This is a genomic window from Kandleria vitulina DSM 20405 (assembly GCF_000702065.1).
In the GTDB taxonomy this organism is placed as follows: Bacteria; Bacillota_I; Bacilli_A; order Erysipelotrichales; family Coprobacillaceae; genus Kandleria; species Kandleria vitulina.
Genome location: NZ_JNKN01000018.1, coordinates 22,747 through 42,090 on the forward strand (window position 1 = coordinate 22,747; position 19,344 = coordinate 42,090).

The 19,344-nt window shown below is 36.1% G+C and carries 21 protein-coding genes; 18 read left to right on the forward strand and 3 right to left on the reverse strand.

The features are described 5' to 3' along the window. Positions 1-13 precede the first annotated feature (13 nt). The 3 genes from T513_RS0105905 to T513_RS0105915 are packed head-to-tail and all read left to right on the forward strand — an operon-like array spanning position 14 to position 3,835. Positions 14-1,768, forward strand: coding sequence for a V-type ATP synthase subunit A (locus T513_RS0105905; protein WP_029069927.1), 1,755 nt, complete (start codon positions 14-16; stop codon positions 1,766-1,768). Positions 1,769-1,779: 11 nt separating this feature from the next. After that, positions 1,780-3,219, forward strand: a complete 1,440-nt coding sequence (locus T513_RS0105910) for a V-type ATP synthase subunit B (protein ID WP_031589371.1) — start codon at positions 1,780-1,782, stop codon at positions 3,217-3,219. Then, entirely contained in the window at positions 3,212-3,835 is a 624-nt protein-coding gene (locus tag T513_RS0105915) for a V-type ATP synthase subunit D (protein ID WP_029069929.1), read from the forward strand. The genes T513_RS0105910 and T513_RS0105915 overlap by 8 nt, the downstream gene beginning before the upstream one ends. Here T513_RS0105915 and lon read toward each other — a convergent pair. Next, positions 3,832-6,105: an endopeptidase La gene (gene lon, locus T513_RS0105920; protein WP_029069930.1), complete on the reverse strand. Its 2,274-nt coding sequence runs from the start codon at positions 6,103-6,105 to the stop codon at positions 3,832-3,834. The genes T513_RS0105915 and lon overlap by 4 nt on opposite strands. Before the next feature lie 184 nt (positions 6,106-6,289). Here lon and T513_RS0105925 point away from each other — a divergent pair, with 184 nt between their 5' ends. Further along, positions 6,290-6,820, forward strand: a complete 531-nt coding sequence (locus T513_RS0105925; protein WP_029069931.1) for a TetR/AcrR family transcriptional regulator — start codon at positions 6,290-6,292, stop codon at positions 6,818-6,820. 8 nt (positions 6,821-6,828) lie between these two features. Continuing rightward, positions 6,829-7,287 (forward strand): GNAT family N-acetyltransferase, encoded by a 459-nt coding sequence (locus T513_RS0105930; protein WP_029069932.1) that lies wholly within the window; start codon positions 6,829-6,831, stop codon positions 7,285-7,287. Between the two features lie 145 nt (positions 7,288-7,432). Here the strand turns inward: T513_RS0105930 and T513_RS0105935 are convergent, their stop codons facing one another. Next, positions 7,433-8,335: an HRDC domain-containing protein gene (locus tag T513_RS0105935; protein ID WP_031589372.1), complete on the reverse strand. Its 903-nt coding sequence runs from the start codon at positions 8,333-8,335 to the stop codon at positions 7,433-7,435. Positions 8,336-8,430: 95 nt separating this feature from the next. Here T513_RS0105935 and T513_RS0105940 point away from each other — a divergent pair, with 95 nt between their 5' ends. The 12 genes from T513_RS0105940 to T513_RS0106000 all read left to right on the forward strand — a co-directional run bounded on the left by T513_RS0105940 (position 8,431) and on the right by T513_RS0106000 (position 18,441). After that, complete coding sequence (locus T513_RS0105940) at positions 8,431-9,081, forward strand: HAD family hydrolase (protein WP_035876788.1); 651 nt, start codon at positions 8,431-8,433, stop codon at positions 9,079-9,081. A 54-nt stretch (positions 9,082-9,135) separates the two neighbouring features. Beyond that, complete coding sequence (locus tag T513_RS0105945; protein ID WP_035876792.1) at positions 9,136-9,825, forward strand: alpha/beta fold hydrolase; 690 nt, start codon at positions 9,136-9,138, stop codon at positions 9,823-9,825. Next, entirely contained in the window at positions 9,809-10,576 is a 768-nt protein-coding gene (gene aroD / locus T513_RS0105950) for a type I 3-dehydroquinate dehydratase (protein ID WP_031589376.1), read from the forward strand. Before T513_RS0105945 ends, aroD begins: the two co-directional genes overlap by 17 nt. A gap of 428 nt (positions 10,577-11,004) precedes the next feature. Beyond that, a complete protein-coding gene (locus tag T513_RS0105960; protein ID WP_031589377.1) occupies positions 11,005-11,769 on the forward strand; it encodes an HD domain-containing protein in 765 nt (254 codons plus the stop codon). Positions 11,770-11,838: 69 nt separating this feature from the next. Further along, entirely contained in the window at positions 11,839-12,411 is a 573-nt protein-coding gene (locus T513_RS11760) for a helix-turn-helix domain-containing protein (RefSeq protein ID WP_051550637.1), read from the forward strand. A gap of 166 nt (positions 12,412-12,577) precedes the next feature. Beyond that, positions 12,578-12,982 (forward strand): 6-carboxytetrahydropterin synthase QueD, encoded by a 405-nt coding sequence (queD, locus tag T513_RS0105970; RefSeq protein WP_031589379.1) that lies wholly within the window; start codon positions 12,578-12,580, stop codon positions 12,980-12,982. A 2-nt stretch (positions 12,983-12,984) separates the two neighbouring features. Then, the gene (queE, locus tag T513_RS0105975) at positions 12,985-13,644 is read left to right on the forward strand and encodes a putative 7-carboxy-7-deazaguanine synthase QueE (protein ID WP_031589380.1); all 660 of its coding nucleotides are present in this window, start codon (positions 12,985-12,987) and stop codon (positions 13,642-13,644) included. Next, the gene (folE, locus tag T513_RS0105980; protein WP_029072345.1) at positions 13,645-14,211 is read left to right on the forward strand and encodes a GTP cyclohydrolase I FolE; all 567 of its coding nucleotides are present in this window, start codon (positions 13,645-13,647) and stop codon (positions 14,209-14,211) included. After that, entirely contained in the window at positions 14,211-14,900 is a 690-nt protein-coding gene (gene queC / locus T513_RS0105985; protein ID WP_029072346.1) for a 7-cyano-7-deazaguanine synthase QueC, read from the forward strand. The genes folE and queC overlap by 1 nt, the downstream gene beginning before the upstream one ends. Then, entirely contained in the window at positions 14,900-15,394 is a 495-nt protein-coding gene (gene queF / locus T513_RS0105990) for a preQ(1) synthase (RefSeq protein ID WP_029069941.1), read from the forward strand. Before queC ends, queF begins: the two co-directional genes overlap by 1 nt. Positions 15,395-15,452: 58 nt before the next feature. After that, the gene (locus tag T513_RS0105995) at positions 15,453-16,886 is read left to right on the forward strand and encodes a 6-phospho-beta-glucosidase (RefSeq protein ID WP_031589381.1); all 1,434 of its coding nucleotides are present in this window, start codon (positions 15,453-15,455) and stop codon (positions 16,884-16,886) included. Positions 16,887-16,968: 82 nt separating this feature from the next. After that, positions 16,969-18,441 carry a glycoside hydrolase family 1 protein gene (locus T513_RS0106000; RefSeq protein WP_031589382.1) on the forward strand — a complete coding sequence of 491 codons (1,473 nt, stop codon included), beginning with the start codon at positions 16,969-16,971 and terminating at the stop codon, positions 18,439-18,441. A gap of 32 nt (positions 18,442-18,473) precedes the next feature. Here T513_RS0106000 and T513_RS0106005 read toward each other — a convergent pair whose 3' ends face one another. Further along, positions 18,474-18,944 carry a hypothetical protein gene (locus T513_RS0106005; protein ID WP_031589383.1) on the reverse strand — a complete coding sequence of 157 codons (471 nt, stop codon included), beginning with the start codon at positions 18,942-18,944 and terminating at the stop codon, positions 18,474-18,476. 93 nt (positions 18,945-19,037) lie between these two features. On the opposite strand from T513_RS0106005, the gene T513_RS0106010 reads away from it, so the two are divergent. Then, the coding region (locus T513_RS0106010; RefSeq protein ID WP_031589384.1) for a transposase at positions 19,038-19,344 on the forward strand (307 nt) is incomplete at its 3' end.

Sequence of the window (19,344 nt, forward strand, 5' to 3'; positions counted from 1 at the left end):
AGGGGAAAGAGATATGAATAATCAGGATGTTATTTATTCAATCAATGGACCCGTTGTAACAGTTAAGAACTCAGATACATTCTCTATGCAGGAAATGGTTTATGTCGGTCATGCAAGACTGATGTCTGAAGTTATCTCTATTTCAAAAGAAAAGACTGTCATCCAGGTTTATGAGTCCACTACTGGACTTAGACCTGGTGAACCAGTATATCCTACTGGACAGCCTATCTCAGTTACACTTGGGCCTGGTATTTTAAGAAATATCTTCGATGGGGTAGAAAGACCTCTTGAAGAAATTGCGAAAGAAAGTGGCGCATTTATTCCTACAGGAAGCCACGTAGAACCTTTGGACACACAGAAATTATGGGATGTTACACTTTGTGTAAAAGAAGGAGATCAAGTAGAAGGTGGAGATGTCTATGCGACAGTTCCAGAAACTGATCTTATCACTCATAAATGTATGGTACCTCCATATGTAAAGGGGACTATCAAGGAAGTAAAAGAAAACGGTCAGTATCGTATCAATGATACTGTTGTCGTTTTAACATTAGAAGATGGTACTGATCTTAACTTGACATTATGCCAGAAATGGGCAATCAAGCAGCCAAGACCAGTAAAGAAGAGATTACCAATCTCTATGCCTTTAGTAACAGGACAGCGTGTTATTGATACATTGTTCCCAATTGCTAAAGGGGGAACAGCAGCTATCCCAGGTGGATTTGGTACTGGTAAAACAATGACACAGCACCAGCTAGCTAAATGGTGTGATGCGGACATCATCGTCTATGTAGGATGTGGTGAACGTGGAAACGAAATGACTCAGGTTCTTGAAGAATTTAGAGAATTGATTGATCCTAAGTCAAATAAGCCATTAGTTGATCGTACTGTTCTTATTGCCAATACATCAAACATGCCAGTTGCCGCTCGTGAAGCATCCATCTATACAGGTGTAACACTTGCAGAATACTATCGTGATATGGGATACCATGTTGCGATCATGGCAGACTCTACTTCTCGTTGGGCAGAAGCATTACGAGAAATCTCAGGTCGTCTTGAAGAAATGCCAGCTGAAGAAGGATTCCCAGCTTATCTTCCTTCAAGATTATCACAGTTCTATGAAAGAGCTGGATACATGGAAAACCTTAATGATACAAAAGGTTCCGTATCAATCATCGGTGCCGTATCACCACAGGGTTCTGATTTCTCTGAACCAGTTACACAGAATACAAAACGTTTCGTACGTACATTCTGGGCATTGGATAAAGCGTTAGCTTATGCTAGACATTACTTTGCGATCAATTGGAATCAGTCATACTCAGAATATATTCCTGATCTTGAAAGATGGTATAGCAAAAATGTTGGACCTAAGTTCATGCAGGACCGTCAGGCGCTTTCTTCAATCTTAGCGGAAGAAAACAAGCTTCAGGAAATCGTTCAGTTAATGGGTAGCGATGTCTTACCTGACGATCAGAAATTAACAATGGAAATTGCCCGAGTTGTCCGTGTAGGATACCTTCAGCAGAATGCTTTCCATAAAGATGATACTTATGTACCACTTGAAAAACAGTTAAAGATGATGGAAGTCATCGTTTACTTATATAAAAAATGCCAGGAAGTTGTCATGGATGGTAAACCTATTCGTCAGCTTATTGAAACAGGCATTTTCGATGATGTTGTTAAAATCAAATATGATGTTCCAAACGATCATCTAGAATTATTTGATGACTACTATAAAAAGATTGATGCAGTTTGTGCATCTATTGACTAGGAGGAAGTTATATGGCACTACAGTATGTTGGATTAAGTGAAATTAACGGACCATTAGTCGTATTAGATCACGTAAAGAATGCATCATACGATGAAATGGTAGAATTCGTTTTACAGAACGGATCAAAAAGACAGGGGCGTGTTGTTCAGATTGAAGGAGACAAGGCTGTCATCCAGATTTTTGAAGGAACAAACTCATTATCATTAAAGAATACAAAAACAAGATTGTTAGGTAAACCTATGGAATTATCTCTTTCAAAAGAAATGCTTGGAAGAGTATTCAATGGGGCAGGTAAGCCAATTGATGGTCTTGGAGATATTTATGCAGAAAAGAGTGCAGATATCAATGGTCAGCCATTGAATCCAGTTTCTCGTACATATCCTCAGAACTATATCAACACTGGTATTTCATCTATTGACTGCTTAACAACACTTATCAGAGGACAGAAACTGCCAATCTTCTCAGGTTCAGGTCTTCCTCATAACCAGTTAGCTGTACAGATTGTTAAGAATGCTCAGGTCGCTGAAGAAGGACAAGAATTTGCGGTTGTCTTTGCGGCAATGGGTGTTACAAACGATGTCGCTAACTACTTCAGAAGATCATTTGAAGAAGCTGGTGTTATGGACCATGTTGTTATGTTCTTAAACTTATCAAATGATCCAATCATTGAAAGAACATTAGCACCACGTTGTGCATTAACAGCAGCTGAATACTTAGCATTTGAACATGATATGCATGTTCTTGTTATCTATACAGATATCACTTCATATTGTGAAGCATTACGTGAATATTCTTCAAGTAAAGGTGAAATCCCAGGACGTAAAGGTTATCCAGGATACCTTTACTCAGATCTTGCTTCATTATATGAAAGAGCTGGTATTGCTAAAGGAGCAAAAGGATCTGTTACACAGATTCCAATCTTAACAATGCCTAACAATGATATTACTCATCCAGTACCAGATTTAACTGGATATATCACTGAAGGGCAGATTACTCTTGATCCAGAATTATCTTCAATGGGAATCTTCCCACCAGTTAATGTATTACCATCATTATCACGATTAATGAAAGATGGTATCGGTGAAGGATTTACAAGAGCGGATCATCAGGATGTCGCTAACCAGCTATTTGCGGCTTATGCCCATGTACAGGATGTTAAAGCCTTAACATCAGTTATCGGTGAAGATGAATTATCTGCAGCCGATAAAAAGTTCATGACATTTGGTCGTCTTTTTGAACAGCATTTCCTTAACCAAGGGGACGAAAACAGATCAATTGAAGAGACACTTAACTTAGGATGGATGCTCTTGTCCGTATTGCCAAGAACTTCATTGGATCGTCTCGATAACAAGCTTCTTGATCAGTTCTATGATCACGAAAAAGCTGTTGAATACTTCGGCTTACAAGAAAGCAATGTCATCAAGGAATTAAAGGACGCTGTCAATGGCTAAGCAAGTATTCCCTACTAAGGCAAACCTTATTGCGACAAAGAGTTCGCTTGCCTTAGCGAAACTTGGTTATGATCTGCTTGATAAAAAAAGAAACGTACTCATCAAGGAGATGATGACTCTCCTTGATGATGTAAAAGAAATCCGTGATAAAATCACAGATTCCTATGCGAAAGCATATGAAGCATTAAAAGATGCCAACGTTTCTGTAGGGATTATCAGTGACTTAACTGAAAATATTCCTGTAGACGATGGCCTTCATGTAAAATATCGTTCTGTCATGGGAGTAGAACTTCCTCGTATCGAATACGAAGAAACACCATTGCGTGTCGGATACGGTTTCGAAACCGCCAACTCCCGTGTTGACTACGCTTATCTCTGCTTCTCAGAAGTCAAGAAATTGACTGTCAAGCTTGCTGAAATAGAGAACTCTGTCTATCGATTAGCGAATGCAATCAGACAGACACAAAAGCGTGCTAACGCCTTAAAGAATATCTCAATTCCTCAGTTTGAAAAGACTGTCAAGTTCATCTCCGATGCGCTTGAAGAAAAGGAAAGAGAAGAATTTACAAGACAGAAAGTTATTAAAAGTCAAAAAGAAAAGAAAGAAGCTCATTAACGAGCTTCTTTTTTTATGCCTGTCTTTTCAAGTACTTCATCTACATGAGAAACAGGGATGATTGTTAACTTATCTTTAATTTCATCAGCGACATCATCAAGATCATCTTTATTCTCATTAGGAATAAACACTGTCTTCACTCCAGCACGCTGAGCTGCCATCAGTTTCTCATTTAATCCACCGATAGGCATGATTGTCTCTCTTAAAGAGACTTCGCCTGTCATCGCAAATTCAGGGGATACAGGATGACCAGTAATTAAAGAGGCCAACGCAGTTGTTAAAGTAATACCAGCACTTGGTCCATCTTTAGGAGTCGCACCAGCAGGTACATGGATGTGGAGATCATGATCTTTGAAGACATCGGAAAGATTTGGGAATTTTGATTTTACGATTGAAAGGGCAATCTGAGCAGATTCTTTCATGACATCACCTAATTGACCAGTAATGATAATCTTACCGCTACCTTTGGTAAGCGCGGTCTCAATAAATAATATATCACCACCAGCCTGTGTCCAGGCCAGACCTGTCACAATACCAGGCTGTTTTATTTCATGAACATGTTCATGACTGATAGGGTGCATATCAAGATATTCTCTTAGCTGGTCTTTAGAAATGGTGATATCACCATTTCCTTCAACGATGTTGATGGCTGCTTCACGGCATAATGTATCAATACGTTTCTTTAGACCACGTACGCCTGCTTCCATTGTATAGTCGTTGATAATAGTTGAAAGCGTCTCATCATCGATTGTGAGATGATCGTCAAGACCCATGGTCTTGATTGCTTTTGGTAAAAGGTGACGCTTTGCGATTTGTAGTTTTTCAATTGGTGTATAGCCATTGAATTGTATAACTTCCATACGGTTAAGAAGAGGTTCAGGAATGGTATCAAGAGAGTTGGCAGTACAGATGAAGAAGACATCACTTAAGTCATAAGGAACATTCATATAGTGATCGGTGAATGAGAAGTTCTGTTCTGGATCAAGAACTTCAAGCAATGCTGAGGCAGGATCTCCGTTGTAGCTTTGAGAGAGCTTATCTACTTCATCAAGTACCATTACTGGGTTCGACGCATGCGACTTGTGAATTGCATCCATGATACGACCAGGCATAGCACCGATGTAAGTTCTGCGATGTCCGCGAATATCCGCTTCATCTCTGACACCGCCAAGTGCTACACGAACATATTCACGTCCTAGGGCATGAGCGATAGATTGTCCGATGCTTGTCTTACCAGTACCAGGTGCTCCTACAAATAATAAGATAGAACCTGATTGTTTTTTGTTAAGACTCATAACCGCAATCTGCTGGAGAATACGTTTCTTGACTTTCTTTAATCCGTAGTGTTCTTGATCAAGAATCTCTTTTGCGTTTTTAAGATCAATAGAAGAATCTGATTTTTCCCAAGGAAGATCAGTCAAGAAGTCTACATAATTGAACAGCTGGCCATATTCAGGTGAATTCTGACCTTCCTGTTTCATACGGCTAATTGCTTTAGTCGCTTCTGTTCTTGCTTCTTCATTCATCTTAGAATCTTGTAGCTTTAATTCAAGCTTTCTTGTCTCACTGACATTTTCAGGATGAAGTTCATCCAATTCTTTTTGAAGAAAATCTATCTGTTTCTTGATGGCCTGTTCACGATAAACCTTCTGGTTTTCATCTTCCTGCGCATTTTTCGCTTCAGAAGTAACACGATACATTTCCAGGTTTTCATAGATGACTTTTTCATAAAGGGCAATTCTTTCTTTTTTAGAGTCAGTCTTTACAAATTCATATTTCATCTCTGGTTCAATATCCATCCAGCCAGCACTAGTCGCAATGACTTCTTCAATTGTACGTAAACGTACAATCCAAGAACGGTAGATATTGCCGCCTTCAAAATACTGTAATGAGTTAAGTAAGGCATTCTTGATTGTATTGACGTGTTCTTTATATTCATCATCAGAAAGATCTTCAATATCAGGACGTTCTGTGGCTTCAATGGAAATGCGATGATCAGTCACAGTCGCATTCTTGATATTCATACGGTCCCTTGTCTTGATAGAGACAAAGCCACTCTGTCCTTCATCTAGGACTTCACCTTGTACCCCGATGGATGCAAAGCTTTCATCAGTTAAGGCATTGTAAGGTGTATCATCTTTCATGAATACGAAGAGAACTTCTGCTCCTAATTTAGGATCAACACCGGTCATGCGCTTGTAATAATCAATGTTGAAGTATAATGTTGTAAAAGGTATGACAACCGTATCATACACGGGAATGATTAACATAGTCTGTTCCTCCTTAGCACTATTTAGCACTCTATATATAGTAGTGCTAATCATATGTGAAATAAATAGGTTCATAGGAACCTTGCTACTTTGACAGTTGTCAAAGATTAATTAAATGATACATTGAAAATTGACAACTGTCAACTTTGATGAGTATAATTTTTTTGATAGGATGGTGTAAAACGTGTATAAAGGCAAAAATAAGACCGCATTGATGTCTCAGAAATGTATTAAGGAAGCCTTCTTCGCATTACTTAAAGAAAAGAACTTTCAGGATATTACAATCTCTGATTTATGCAAGAAAGCGGATATATCAAGACAGACATTTTATTCACTCTTTAAGAATAAAGAGAATATTCTTATTTATGAATTAAAACAAAATTATCCTTTTGCGATGTGTCAATACAATGAAGATGTCACTTTACAAAAGCTATGCACATCATTTAGCAGTTATCTTAATGAAAACTACTGCTTTATTAAACTGCTTATTGATAATGATTATGGTCAGCTTCTTTATCAGATGTTCTATCAGTCCCTATTGCATTGTCATTGCGATATGAGAGATGAAGCAGCTATCAAGGATGAATATTTTGCCTCATTTATGGCAGGCGGCATGTTAAGCATTACGAAAACCTATGTCACAAAAGAAAAAAGAGAACAGTCCTTTATTGAAAAAATCACTTATGAATTATTTTCAGGAACGTTCTTTAAATAGGAGGAAATATGATTAGAAGAGCAGAAGAAAGAGATATTCCTAGATTGCTTGAACTATTAAAGCAGGTCAATCAGGTACACTTTGAATTAAGACCAGATTTATTTAAGAAGGAAACAAAGTATAATGCGAATGATCTTGAGAGATTATTAAAAAACGAAGATCATGTGATCTTCGTCTATGATGATGAGGGCGTACAAGGCTACCTCTTCTCAGAAATCAGAGATTATACTAAAAATCAATTATTGCAGCCCATCAAGACTCTTTATATTGATGATTTATGTGTTGATGAACAATCCCGCGGAAATCATGTTGGTAAAAAGCTATTAGAACATGCTAAAGAGTATGCTAAAGAAAACCACTTCCATAACATCACTCTACATGTATGGGAAGGCAATGACTCAGCCTATGAATTCTATAAAAGAAATGGCATGAAAGAACAGAGTCGTACAATGGAAATGATTTTATAAAAAAATGAGCAGTTCCCACTGCTCATTTTCCGTATAGCTATTATTATTGTGCTATACTGCCTTCTTCCATCTTGGTGTGTATAAACACACCATCCACCTTTTCTCCTGTCCTCTTTCGAGGACAGGAGTTAATATAACACTTTTTTCAGATTTTGTAAATGTCTTTTATAAACCAATTTACAATTTTTTTCTGGGCTTCTTTATTGTATAGAACAACCTCGTAATGTTTGCCTTTTTTTCCAGTTCTTTCTTCTTTTACAAGTCCAAATTTATAGCCGGCATCAGTGATGATGATATGTCCAAATGGATCGTTGTAATAACAGTCATACTTTTTGATTCTTCTGGTAATATCAGTCGCCTTGATAAGCTTATTGGCATTATTTAATTCAGAAAGAGCCTTGGCGATTTCACTGGCAGTCTGGTAGTCTTTGTAGACAAAACGTTCCGCCTGGTTTTTGGAGATAAAGAACTCTTCTGGAAAATCATTCGCAATATGATAGTAGCGTTCTTTCTGATGATTGGTAAATACGCAAATAAATTCTAGAAAGACATCCATATAGAGCTCTCTTGTATCTTTTCTTACCCCGATGATACGTATGAATTCTTCTCTTGTAAAGGGAAGAAGAACAATCAGATTGGTGATAGTCTGATCATCAATAAGAGCAGAAGGTTCCATATTATTGCGTTTAGCGATTTCTTCTCTAATTAAAGATAAGCCCTGGAAGAGTTCTCTTCCTTTTTTATTAAGAAAAGAACGATAAGGTTTCTTGAATGGTTTCCCTTCATGAAAAGGTGGAGTATGGGTCTTAGTAAATTCATTGATCAATTTAAGAAAAGGTTCACCATAGCGGTTATAGCCTTTTTCTCCTACACGTTCAACCATTAACATCTCTTCTTTGGTTTTAGGAAGCTTGATGATCATATCCAGTAAGGAGTTGTTAGAAAAGATAAAGTAGACAGGGACAAGCGCTTCGTCTGCCATCTTGGAACGAAGTGATTTAAGCTGTTTTAGGAGTAGTTCTCCATCAGCGTTTAATTGAAATGTCATAGCTAGGACCTCCTTTATTTCATTGTAGCCTGTTCCAAAAGAAAATAACACATAAGATGGAAAATTTGTTAGAATGGTTTAAAAGGAGTGTTTATATGATACAAGGCGTTATTTTTGATGTAGATGGTACATTGTTTGATTCATTGTCAATGTGGGAAAGAGTAGATCAGCTTTATTTAGATAGAAAGGGAGTAAAAGCGACTCCTGAGATATCAAGACAGCTGTTTCATCTTCCTTTAGAAAAAGGGGCATTGTTTATTAAGAATAAATTTCATCTTAAAGAAGATGTGGATACTATCATGAAAGAAATCATGCATATTTCAAGGGATATGTATTTAAATGAAGTTCCAGTGAAAAAAGGGGTATTATCAGTATTGAATTATTTTCAAGAAAAGCATATTCCTATGACTGTTGCCACCAGCAACAATAAGGAATTAGTAAAGGCGGCTTTTCATCGTCATCATATGGGACATTATTTTAAAGAGATTTTAACCAGTGATGAAATTGGAAGAGGTAAAAATGAACCTGATATCTACCTTAAGGCATGTCAACAGATGCATGTTTCACCTGAGAATACATTAGTATTTGAAGATGCGCTTCATGCCTTAAAAACAGTCAAGACGGCAGGCTTTAGAAGTGTAGGATGCTTTGATGCCTACAGTATTCAAGATCAGCCACAGATCAAAAGACTTGCAGACCATTATGTAGTAGAAATGGATGAAATTTTAAAAGAGATCAAGGAATGATAATTCATTTCAAAAATATTTGTTTCATATACAGAAGTGAGGTAAACTATAACTATGGTTATGGGAAAGATTTATTATGAACGCATTGGTGAAGGACGACCTGTGATCTGCCTTCATGGCAATCAGGAAAATAGAACTATTTTCTATGAACTTGCCAATGCTTTAAAGGATGAATATCAGATGATTCTTATTGATAGTCGTTATCATGGGAAATCTGTGAAAGAAGGTGAGCTCTCGCTTTCACAGATGAGTAAAGATGTGATGTCTGTTGTAAACTCACTTAATTTAGATGAATATGATGTCATCGGATTTAGTGATGGTGCCAATATAGCCCTGACACTCGCCTTAAAAGATTCACGTCTTAAAAACATGGTATTGCTTGCACCTAATAGTGATGTAAAAGCGCTTAAGTGGCCTTATCGATTATTGATGAGAATGCAGGTTATTGGCTATCTGCCATTTTGTCTATATCATCCTGTCGCAAGAAGAAAACGTAAGTTAACGAAGTGGATGCTTGAAGAACCTCATTTTAGTGAAGAGATGCTACAGAAGATAAAGATACCAACGCTACTTCTTGGCGGAGAGAGGGATATGATTAAAGAAGAAGATTTCTTAAGAATTTCTTCTCTTCTTCCTTATTGTAAATATGAAGTTATTGCGAATAGTTCACATTTTATGATGATAGATGCTTTTCCTGTTGTACTAAAAAAAATAAGGGGGTTTCTGTATGCCTGTCATCGATAAGAAACTAAAGGTAAAGAACATCGTTTTCGGGGAAGGAATACCTAAGATTTGTATTCCGGTAACTGAAAAGACAGCTAAAGATATTTTGGAGACAGTGAAAGGCTATGAGACACATGATGGCTGGGATGTCTTGGAAGTACGTTTAGATTATTTTGAATATTATGAAGATATTGATGAAGTTATTTCATTATTAAAAGATATTCGACAAGTGACAAGTCGTCTTGTCCTCGCTACAATTCGTACGATTGAAGAAGGCGGTAGAGTGGCTGTAGGTCCAGATACTTATCTTGATCATCTTAAAGCAATGTGTGAATCAGGTTGTATTGATCTTGTCGATATTGAACTTACAAAGGGGAATTCATGTGTAACACAGTGTGTCTATGCGGCACATGCAAATGATGTTGTAGCGATTATCTCAAAACATGATTTTAATGAGACACCTGATAATTACACTATGAAAAAATATTTAAGAAAGATGGATGATCTAGGAGGAGACATTCTTAAGCTTGCGGTGATGCCACATAATAAAGCTGATGTCATCAGGGTGCTAGAAGTTACTGATGAAGTCAATAATGATGTTGAACCATTGCTTATTACTATATCAATGGGGTATCTTGGTTCAATTACAAGAGTAAGCGGTGAATCCTATGGATCGGTAATGACTTTTGCGACAATTGGGAAAGAAAGCGCACCAGGACAGATACCACTAGATCAGATGATTAAGACGCTTCATACACTTCACAATGATTAACTCCGAATTTCGGAGTTTTTTTATAAGAAGAGAATATGAAGGACTATAAGATTATTAAGCTGTTAGGAAAAGTTTTTTTAGCTACAAGAAATAATAAGAACTATGTGCCTATTATACATTTGGCAATAAGATAGAAGCTGAATTAAGAGATTATCAAAAACTCTTAAAGTTGAATATAAGAATACTGCGTATGATAGATGTGGATCTTCAAAGAGAAAATACATTGAATGAGATAGTGTCTTTGAGTATGTACTATCAGATAAGATGATTATCTTGAAGAAATAAGAAGAATAAGTCATGAATGTGAAAAAGAAAATATCAATATTGATTATTTTCCAACCAGCTTTATTATTAATAATGGAATTATTGATAATAAAGTACTGGTCAAAGACAAAAGCGTTTTTGGAGTATATAGAAGGTGAAAAGAAATGATTGATTTACAGTATGCAAAAGTCGCATTTAAGGATTATGTATCATCCTATAATGAACAGGTGGGAGCTATTAAGCTAAAGATTGTACACACCTACGGTGTCATGAAGATTACTAAGGAATTATGTGACAAGATGAATATTAATGAAGAAGATACTAATCTTGCTTTATTGATTGCTCTTCTTCATGATATTGGACGATTTGAACAATATAAAAGGTATGAAAGCTTTGTAGACTATGAAACAGTCGATCATGCGGATTTTGCATGTCAGCTTTTATTTGAAGAAGGATTAATTAGAAAGTTTATCAAGGATGAAAGCTATGATGACATTATCTATCATAGTATACAGCAACATAATCGCTATAAGATAGAACATGAATATGATGAAAGAACATTGTTCTTTATTAATATGATAAGAGATACAGATAAGCTGGATAACTTTAGAGTTAAAGAAACAGAGTCTTTTGAAACTCTGTTTAAGGAAGAAAAAGAGGAAGTAGAGAAGTCGGATATCAGTGATCGTGTGTATGAGACATTCATGGATGAGAAGCTCATCTATGGACCAGATCGTCATACGTCATTGGATATGTGGATTTCCTATGTCGCTTTTATATTTGATTTACATTTTCCATTAAGTAAAAGCTATATTGATGAACATGATTATGTGAATATCTCTTTTGATAGATTAACACCAAGTGATAATGAAACAAGAAAAAAGTATGAAGAAATGAGACAATGTGCATTGGCTTATATCAAGAGATAAATGTTCCTTTTTTAAGTGGTTGCTATTGTAACGGGAAACCCTTATAATATGCCGGAAGGGAAGGTTTGTATGACATTAAAAGATATTTTAGAGAAGAGAAATATGACCCCATATCATCTTTCAAAGATTTCCAATGTTCCCTATTCTACCGTCAATGATCTATATAAGGGAATCAGTACATTAGAGAAATGTTCAGCAGGTACAATCTATAAGATTATGCATGCATTAGGTTTATCTACGGATATGGTACTTGTTTCTATCATGGAGAAAAGACCTGGTCTTGAGAATTTTAAAAGAGAAGTAAGACAGGGAATCAATGAGATGGGAGAAGTCAAATATGTCATCTCGGTATTAGGGAAGAATGTGATTGATTTCTATATGCAGTTAGATTGGCATATTGAAGCACTTTATCTTCTTGCTACAATTGAGTATCTCTGCCATAAGAATCATCTTGATTTCATTGATCAGTATGATTACAGTGCATTAGAAACATATGTTCCAGAAGAAGCCATCTATCCTGAAGGGATTGGTCTGCTTTCAAGAATTATGGGAATGGATATGAAAGAAAGAGTATTGGAGTTTGCGATTCCTGAATATATGAAATACAATATTATTGAGTATGAGATGGATCAGGTTGTCTAGCTCTTGACTTCATTTTTAACTCTTCGTATAATATGTAAGCAAAAATAAGAATAAGACAGTTCGCTTGTACCATCCTGTCTCTAAACAAAACCAGGACTACTGATTTGATTTTTTAGGGTGTACAAGATTGTACACCCTTTTTTGATGCAGGCGACAAGGAGGCAATATGTATAGAGTATCAACACAGGCATCATTTGATGCAGCACATTTTTTAAAGGATTATCCAGGTAAATGTCATAATCTTCATGGACATCGCTGGAAAGTTGTGATCGAAGTCTCTTCGCCTGAATTAGATGAAGGGTCAATGGTTATTGATTTTACTGATATCAAAAAAGAACTAAAGAAGATGGCTGATCATTTTGATCACTGTCTTATTATTGAAGAAGGATCACTAAAAAAAGAAACATACGAAGCGCTTGTATCAGAAGATTTTCGCATTGTCACAGTTAACTTTAGACCTACGGCAGAATGTTTTGCTAAATATTTCTTTGATCAGCTTTCTTCATCTTTTCCAGTTAATAAAGTACAAGTCTACGAAACACCTAATAATGTAGCAACTTACGAGGTGTAGTTATGTTTAAAGTTGTAGAAATGTTTGAAAGCATCAATGGTGAAGGCTATAAAGCAGGACAGCTGGCTTATTTTGTAAGATTTCAGGGATGCAATATGAACTGTGTCTACTGTGATACTAAGTGGGCCAACAAGAAAGATGCTCCGTATCAGCTGATGTCAGCACAAGATATTGTTTCAAAAGTCAATGAAGCACATATCAAGAATGTGACTTTGACAGGCGGTGAACCTATGCTTCAAGAAGAGATTGAAGAACTGATCAGGCTGTTATATGAGAATGGTCATGAAGTAGAAATAGAGACCAATGGGTCAATTGATATTTCTTCTTATGATCATTGTGATTATCGTCCAAGTTTTACTTTAGATTATAAATGTCCAGATAGTGGGATGGAGAAGTTTGTGGATGTGATGAACTATGATCATATTCAAGAAAAAGATACCATTAAGTTTGTCTGCTCATCACGTATTGATTTAAAGAAAGCTTATGAGATTATTGAGAAGTATGCATTAAATAAAAAAGCACATGTCTACTTATCTCCGGTCTTTGGAAAAATTGATCCACAGGAGATGGTGGCATTTATGCTTGAAAAGAATATGAATGATGTCAACTTGCAGCTGCAGATGCACAAGTTTATCTGGGATCCAGAAGAAAGGGGTGTTTAGATGATTGATACAAAAGCGATAGAAGAACATATTCGTGGTATTCTTATTGCCTTAGGTGATGATCCTGATCGAGAAGGATTAAAGGAAACACCACAAAGAGTAGCACGCATGTATGAAGAAGTCTTTGAAGGCATGAATTATACTAATCATGAGATTGCAGAAATGTTTAATAAGACTTTTGAAGAAGATTTAAATGAACATAATCAAGATATTGTCTTTGTCAAAGATATAGATGCCTTTTCTTACTGTGAACATCATATGGCACTCATGTATGATATGAAAATATCAGTTGCCTATATTCCCAATGGAAAAGTCATCGGCTTAAGCAAGATTGCTCGTATTTGTGATATGGTCACAAAAAGACTGCAGCTTCAAGAACGTATTGGCAGTGATATTGCGGATATTATTTCGGAAGTAACTGGCAGTGAAGATGTCGCTGTCTTTATTGAAGCGAAGCATAGCTGCATGAGCGCAAGAGGGATTAGAAATACTGGCGCAAAGACTTATTCAAGAACATTAAGGGGAAGATTTGAAAAAGAACCTTATCTATTAGGAGGAATGATGTAATGAAAGCTTTAGTTTTATCTAGTGGTGGTATTGACAGTACGACATGTTTAGCAATGGCTGTAGAAAAATATGGCGCTGATAATGTCATTGGATTATGCATGTACTATGGACAAAAGCATCAAAAAGAAATAGAGAGTGCCAAGAAAGTAGCGAACTACTATGGGACTGAGCTTTATGAATTGAATCTTTCTAAGATCTTTGCTTATTCAAAGTGTACGTTATTAAATCAAAGTGAAGACGAGATTCCTCATGAATCCTATGATGAACAATTAAAACATACTGATGGTGCTCCTGTTTCTACTTATGTACCATTTAGAAATGGGTTATTCTTATCAGCTGCTGCTTCTTTTGCTTTATCAAAAGAATGTTCAGTCATCTATTATGGAGCCCACGCTGACGATGCAGCAGGAAGTGCTTATCCTGATTGTTCACCAGCATTTAATAATGCGATTAATGAAGCTATCTATTTAGGAAGCGGTCAACAATTAAAGGTTGAAGCACCATTTATCAATAAGACCAAAGCAGATGTTGTGAAGATTGGTCTTGATCTTCATGTTCCTTATGAATTGACATGGAGCTGCTATGAAGGTGGCGATGAGCCATGTCATACATGTGGAACATGTGTAGATAGAGAAAAAGCATTTGAGCTTAATGGAACAATTGATCCATTATTAAAAGGAGATAAATAATGAGCAGAACAAAAGAAGAAATGAAGGATGTTACATTCTTAGGAAACCAGAATACAAAATATCCTACTGATTATGATCCAAGTGTCCTCCAGTCATTTGATAATAAACATCCTGGAAGAGAATATTTTGTAAAATTCAACTGTCCAGAATTTACTAGCTTATGTCCCATTACTGGACAGCCAGATTTTGCGACTGTTTATATTTCATATGTTCCTAATATCAAGATGGTTGAAAGCAAATCCTTGAAGCTATATTTATTTAGTTTTAGAAATCATGGTGATTTCCATGAAGACTGCATGAATATTATCATGAATGATCTGATCAAATTGATGGATCCATTATATATTGAAGTATGGGGTAAATTTACACCAAGAGGTGGGATTTCAATTGATCCATACTGCAACTATGGAAAGAAAGGTACAAGATGGGAAGAGGTTGCTTGGCAGCGTTTGACTCATCATGATCTTTATCCAGAAAAAGTCGATAATCGTTAATCGACTTTTTTTCTTTTTTATAAAAATTTGATTATAATAAAAGAAAGGAGGAAAGTATATGAGTTTACCAAAAGATTTTTTATGGGGTGGCGCATTGGCTGCTCATCAATTTGAAGGTGGTGTATTAGAAACAAGCAAAGGACTTTCTGTAGCAGATGTAATGACTGCAGGAACGAAGGATACTCCTCGTATTATTACTGATGGAGTAGAAGAAGGTCGCTATTATCCTAATCATATAGGAAATGATTTTTATCATCATTATAAAGAAGATATTGCCTACATGGCAGATATGGGATTCAAGTGTTTTAGAACTTCTATTGCCTGGACAAGAATCTTTCCTAAAGGGGATGAAGAGTTACCTGATGAAGAAGGATTAGCTTTTTATGATGATGTATTTGATGAACTATTAAAAAATAATATTGAACCAGTTATTACTCTTTCTCATTTTGAAATGCCATATCATCTTGCTAAAGAATATGGTGGATTCATGAACCGCAAGGTGATTGATTTCTTTGTCAAGTTCGCTAAAGTATGCTTTGAACGTTATAAAGATAAAGTGAAATATTGGATGACATTCAATGAAATCAATAATCAGATGAACTATAAAAATGATATTTTTGGATGGACAAACAGTGGTGTTCATTTCAATGACTACGATGATCCAGAAAAGGCTATGTATCAATGTGGTATCAATGAACTGATCGCAAGTGCAAAGGCAGTAAAAGTCGGACATGAAATCAATCCTGATTTTATGATCGGCAATATGATATCGATGGTACCTTATTATCCATATTCTTGTCGACCTGCAGATCAGGTGTTAGCTCTTGAGATGATGCATCAGCGCTATTTCTGGTCAGATACTCAGATCAGAGGACATATTCCTTCTTATGCTTTAAAGATGTTTGAAAGAAAAGGATGGAACTTTGAGATTACTGAAGAAGATAAGCAGGCCTTAAAAGAAGGAACAGTGGACTATCTTGGCTTCTCTTACTATATGTCCAATACGGTGGATTCTACTGTCAATAAGGATGTTTCCCGTTCATTGGATGGCTCTTCTCCTCATTCAGTAGATAACCCTTATATTAAAGTCTCAGACTGGGGATGGGGCATTGATCCTGAAGGATTGCGCTATAGCTTAAATGCGTTCTATGAACGTTATGAGATTCCACTTTTCATTGTAGAAAATGGCTTTGGGGCTATTGATATCAAAGAAGAAGATGGATCATGTCATGATCCATACCGTATTGATTATCTAAGAGAACATATTAAAGCATTAAAGAAAGCTGTTGAAGAAGACGGTGTTGATCTTATGGGATATACTCCATGGGGATGTATTGACTGTGTATCATTTACTACTGGTGAATTCAAGAAACGTTATGGATTTATCTATGTAGATAGAAACAACGATGGGACAGGTACATTAGTTAGAAGCAAAAAAGACTCCTATGAATGGTATAAAAAAGTGATTTCTTCTAATGGAGAAGAATTGTGATAATTTCACAAGCTGAAAATAAGTAGAAAAAAGTAAGCGCTTTAATTATAATAGTTTGTGGCAAAATAAGGAGGAGTTTTAAATGAGTTTTCCAAAAGGATTTTTATGGGGTGGCGCTACTGCTGCTAATCAGTTAGAAGGTGCATGGAACGAAGATGGAAAAGGTGTTTCTATCTCAGATATTTCAACAGGAGGAAGCGCAAAACAGTCTAAACGTTTTACGCCAGTGTTTGAAGAAGGAACTTATTATCCTTCACATGTCGCAATTGATCATTATCATAGATACAAGGAAGATATCAAGCTATTTGCGGAAATGGGATTTAAGGTGTATAGATTCTCAATCAACTGGACAAGAATCTATCCAACTGGGTTTGAAGATGAACCTAATGAAAAAGGATTGGCATTCTACGATGATCTTATCGATGAATGTAATAAATATAATATTGAACCATTGATTACACTATGTCATTATGAAATTCCATTTGAAATTGTAAAAAAATACAAAGGTTTTGCGAGCAGAGAAACAATTGATTTATTTATGAAATATGCCACTACAGTCTTTGAACGCTATAAAGGAAAAGTAAAGTATTGGCTAACATTTAACGAAATCAACAATGGTACCAATCCAGTAGGTGGACCACTTGCATTAGGTGTATTAGGAGATACTGAAAATGCTTCTGAGTTTATTCATCCAGTAAATGATGATCCAGAAGTAAGATTCCAGGCTCTTCATCATACTTTCGTCGCTTCAGCATTAGCGGTGATTATCGGGCATCAGATTGATCCAAACTTCAAGATTGGCTGTATGCAGATCATGGCTACAAGTTATGCTCTTACACCTGATCCAAAAGATCAGATTCTTAACCAGCAGCATAATCACATCATGAACTGGTTCTGTTCGGATGTACAATGTAGAGGTGCTTATCCTCGTTATATGAACAGATATTTCAAGGAACATAATATCAATATTAAGATGTTGCCAGGAGATACAGAAATCTTAAGAGATGGTCATGTAGACTTCTATACATGTTCATACTACATGTCATTCTGTCAGACGACTCATGATAATCGCGAAGAAGTTGCTGGCAATATGATGGGTGGAACAGCCAATCCATATCTTAAAGCTAGCGATTGGGGATGGCAGATTGATCCAATTGGACTTCGCTATGCATTAAATGAAATCTATGATCGTTATCAGATGCCAATCATGGTTGTAGAAAATGGACTGGGTGCTTACGATGAAAAAGGTGAAGATGGCATGGTCCATGATACCTACAGAATTGATTATCTCCGCCAGCATATTGAACAGATGAAAGAAGCTGTAGAAGATGGAGTAGACTTAATTGGTTACACATCATGGGGATGCATTGATCTTGTCTCTGCTTCTACTGGTGAATATGCAAAGAGATATGGATATATCTATGTCAATAAGTTTGATGATGGTTCAGGTGATTTCAGTCGTGAACGTAAAGAATCATTCTACTGGTATAAGAAAGTCATTGAAACAAACGGTGAAGATCTTACAGACGTAGATACAACTGATTTAAGACCATAAAATGAAGCAAGTAAGTTGTCTTACTTGCTTTTTTATTCGATATAAGCAATATAGTAGCCGATATTTAGCTCTTTATTGTAGATGTAAAGTTCATAACTAAAAATATTTTTAATTCTACGATGAACATATTTTGTACTAGAAGAAGCCTTTAACTGTTTAATCTCTTTAAAGAATTTTTCATGTTCAGGTGTAACTGAATTATCTTCAGTTACAGCTTCATCATCCGTATCTTCTTCATCTTCTCCAGTTACAACTTCATTAAGGTCTGTTTCATCTATATCAATTCTGTAATCTGATTGATAGAATTTTTCGATATCTTTTCTTTTGCTTTGTTTAAATTGATCGAGAGAAATAAAGTTCTTAAGCTCAACTGGCTTCTTTAATGTAAAGCGACAGACATAGGTGTCACTGCTTTCTATATTATCGATAGGTTCATAGTTAAAATCAGCATCTACCTGTAGACTGATTCGCTTTTTATAAAGTTCCCGACAGAAAACCCACATGCCTTTAGACCGTGGGATGAATGGCGGTTAAAATATGGTATAATATACATACAGGAAATCCTATTTCCGAGTCTTTAGAAAGGAGAAAGCTGTATGCATCTTACCGTAAAACAACAAGTAAAGCGTCTTTCAAAGGAAGATTACAGAACTATAAGAGAACTGTGCCATACAGCAAAGAATCTTGCCAATGAAGCCATTTACAATGTAAGACAGTATTACTTTTCTGAGGGCGAGTTTTTAAAATACGAAAAGAATTACACTCTTTTAAAGAACAGCCCTAACTACAAAGCGTTAAACTCTAACATGGCACAGCAGATCCTGAAAGAGGTTGATGGCTCTTTTAAGTCATTCTTCAGCCTGCTGAAGCTGGCAAAGCAGGGAAAATACGCTTTCAAGGACT

What these genes read in the sequence shown, in the direction of transcription:
- T513_RS0105905 (WP_029069927.1), top strand. Translation starts at nt 14, where the DNA reads ATGAATAATCAGGATGTTATTTATTCAATCAATGGACCCGTTGTAACA.
- T513_RS0105910 (WP_031589371.1), top strand. Translation starts at nt 1,780, where the DNA reads ATGGCACTACAGTATGTTGGATTAAGTGAAATTAACGGACCATTAGTC.
- T513_RS0105915 (WP_029069929.1), top strand. Translation starts at nt 3,212, where the DNA reads ATGGCTAAGCAAGTATTCCCTACTAAGGCAAACCTTATTGCGACAAAG.
- lon (WP_029069930.1), bottom strand. Translation starts at nt 6,105, where the DNA reads ATGTTAATCATTCCCGTGTATGATACGGTTGTCATACCTTTTACAACA.
- T513_RS0105930 (WP_029069932.1), top strand. Translation starts at nt 6,829, where the DNA reads ATGATTAGAAGAGCAGAAGAAAGAGATATTCCTAGATTGCTTGAACTA.
- T513_RS0105935 (WP_031589372.1), bottom strand. Translation starts at nt 8,335, where the DNA reads ATGACATTTCAATTAAACGCTGATGGAGAACTACTCCTAAAACAGCTT.
- T513_RS0105940 (WP_035876788.1), top strand. Translation starts at nt 8,431, where the DNA reads ATGATACAAGGCGTTATTTTTGATGTAGATGGTACATTGTTTGATTCA.
- T513_RS0105945 (WP_035876792.1), top strand. Translation starts at nt 9,136, where the DNA reads ATGGTTATGGGAAAGATTTATTATGAACGCATTGGTGAAGGACGACCT.
- aroD (WP_031589376.1), top strand. Translation starts at nt 9,809, where the DNA reads ATGCCTGTCATCGATAAGAAACTAAAGGTAAAGAACATCGTTTTCGGG.
- T513_RS0105960 (WP_031589377.1), top strand. Translation starts at nt 11,005, where the DNA reads ATGATTGATTTACAGTATGCAAAAGTCGCATTTAAGGATTATGTATCA.
- T513_RS11760 (WP_051550637.1), top strand. Translation starts at nt 11,839, where the DNA reads ATGACATTAAAAGATATTTTAGAGAAGAGAAATATGACCCCATATCAT.
- queD (WP_031589379.1), top strand. Translation starts at nt 12,578, where the DNA reads ATGTATAGAGTATCAACACAGGCATCATTTGATGCAGCACATTTTTTA.
- queE (WP_031589380.1), top strand. Translation starts at nt 12,985, where the DNA reads ATGTTTAAAGTTGTAGAAATGTTTGAAAGCATCAATGGTGAAGGCTAT.
- folE (WP_029072345.1), top strand. Translation starts at nt 13,645, where the DNA reads ATGATTGATACAAAAGCGATAGAAGAACATATTCGTGGTATTCTTATT.
- queC (WP_029072346.1), top strand. Translation starts at nt 14,211, where the DNA reads ATGAAAGCTTTAGTTTTATCTAGTGGTGGTATTGACAGTACGACATGT.
- queF (WP_029069941.1), top strand. Translation starts at nt 14,900, where the DNA reads ATGAGCAGAACAAAAGAAGAAATGAAGGATGTTACATTCTTAGGAAAC.
- T513_RS0105995 (WP_031589381.1), top strand. Translation starts at nt 15,453, where the DNA reads ATGAGTTTACCAAAAGATTTTTTATGGGGTGGCGCATTGGCTGCTCAT.
- T513_RS0106000 (WP_031589382.1), top strand. Translation starts at nt 16,969, where the DNA reads ATGAGTTTTCCAAAAGGATTTTTATGGGGTGGCGCTACTGCTGCTAAT.
- T513_RS0106005 (WP_031589383.1), bottom strand. Translation starts at nt 18,944, where the DNA reads ATGTGGGTTTTCTGTCGGGAACTTTATAAAAAGCGAATCAGTCTACAG.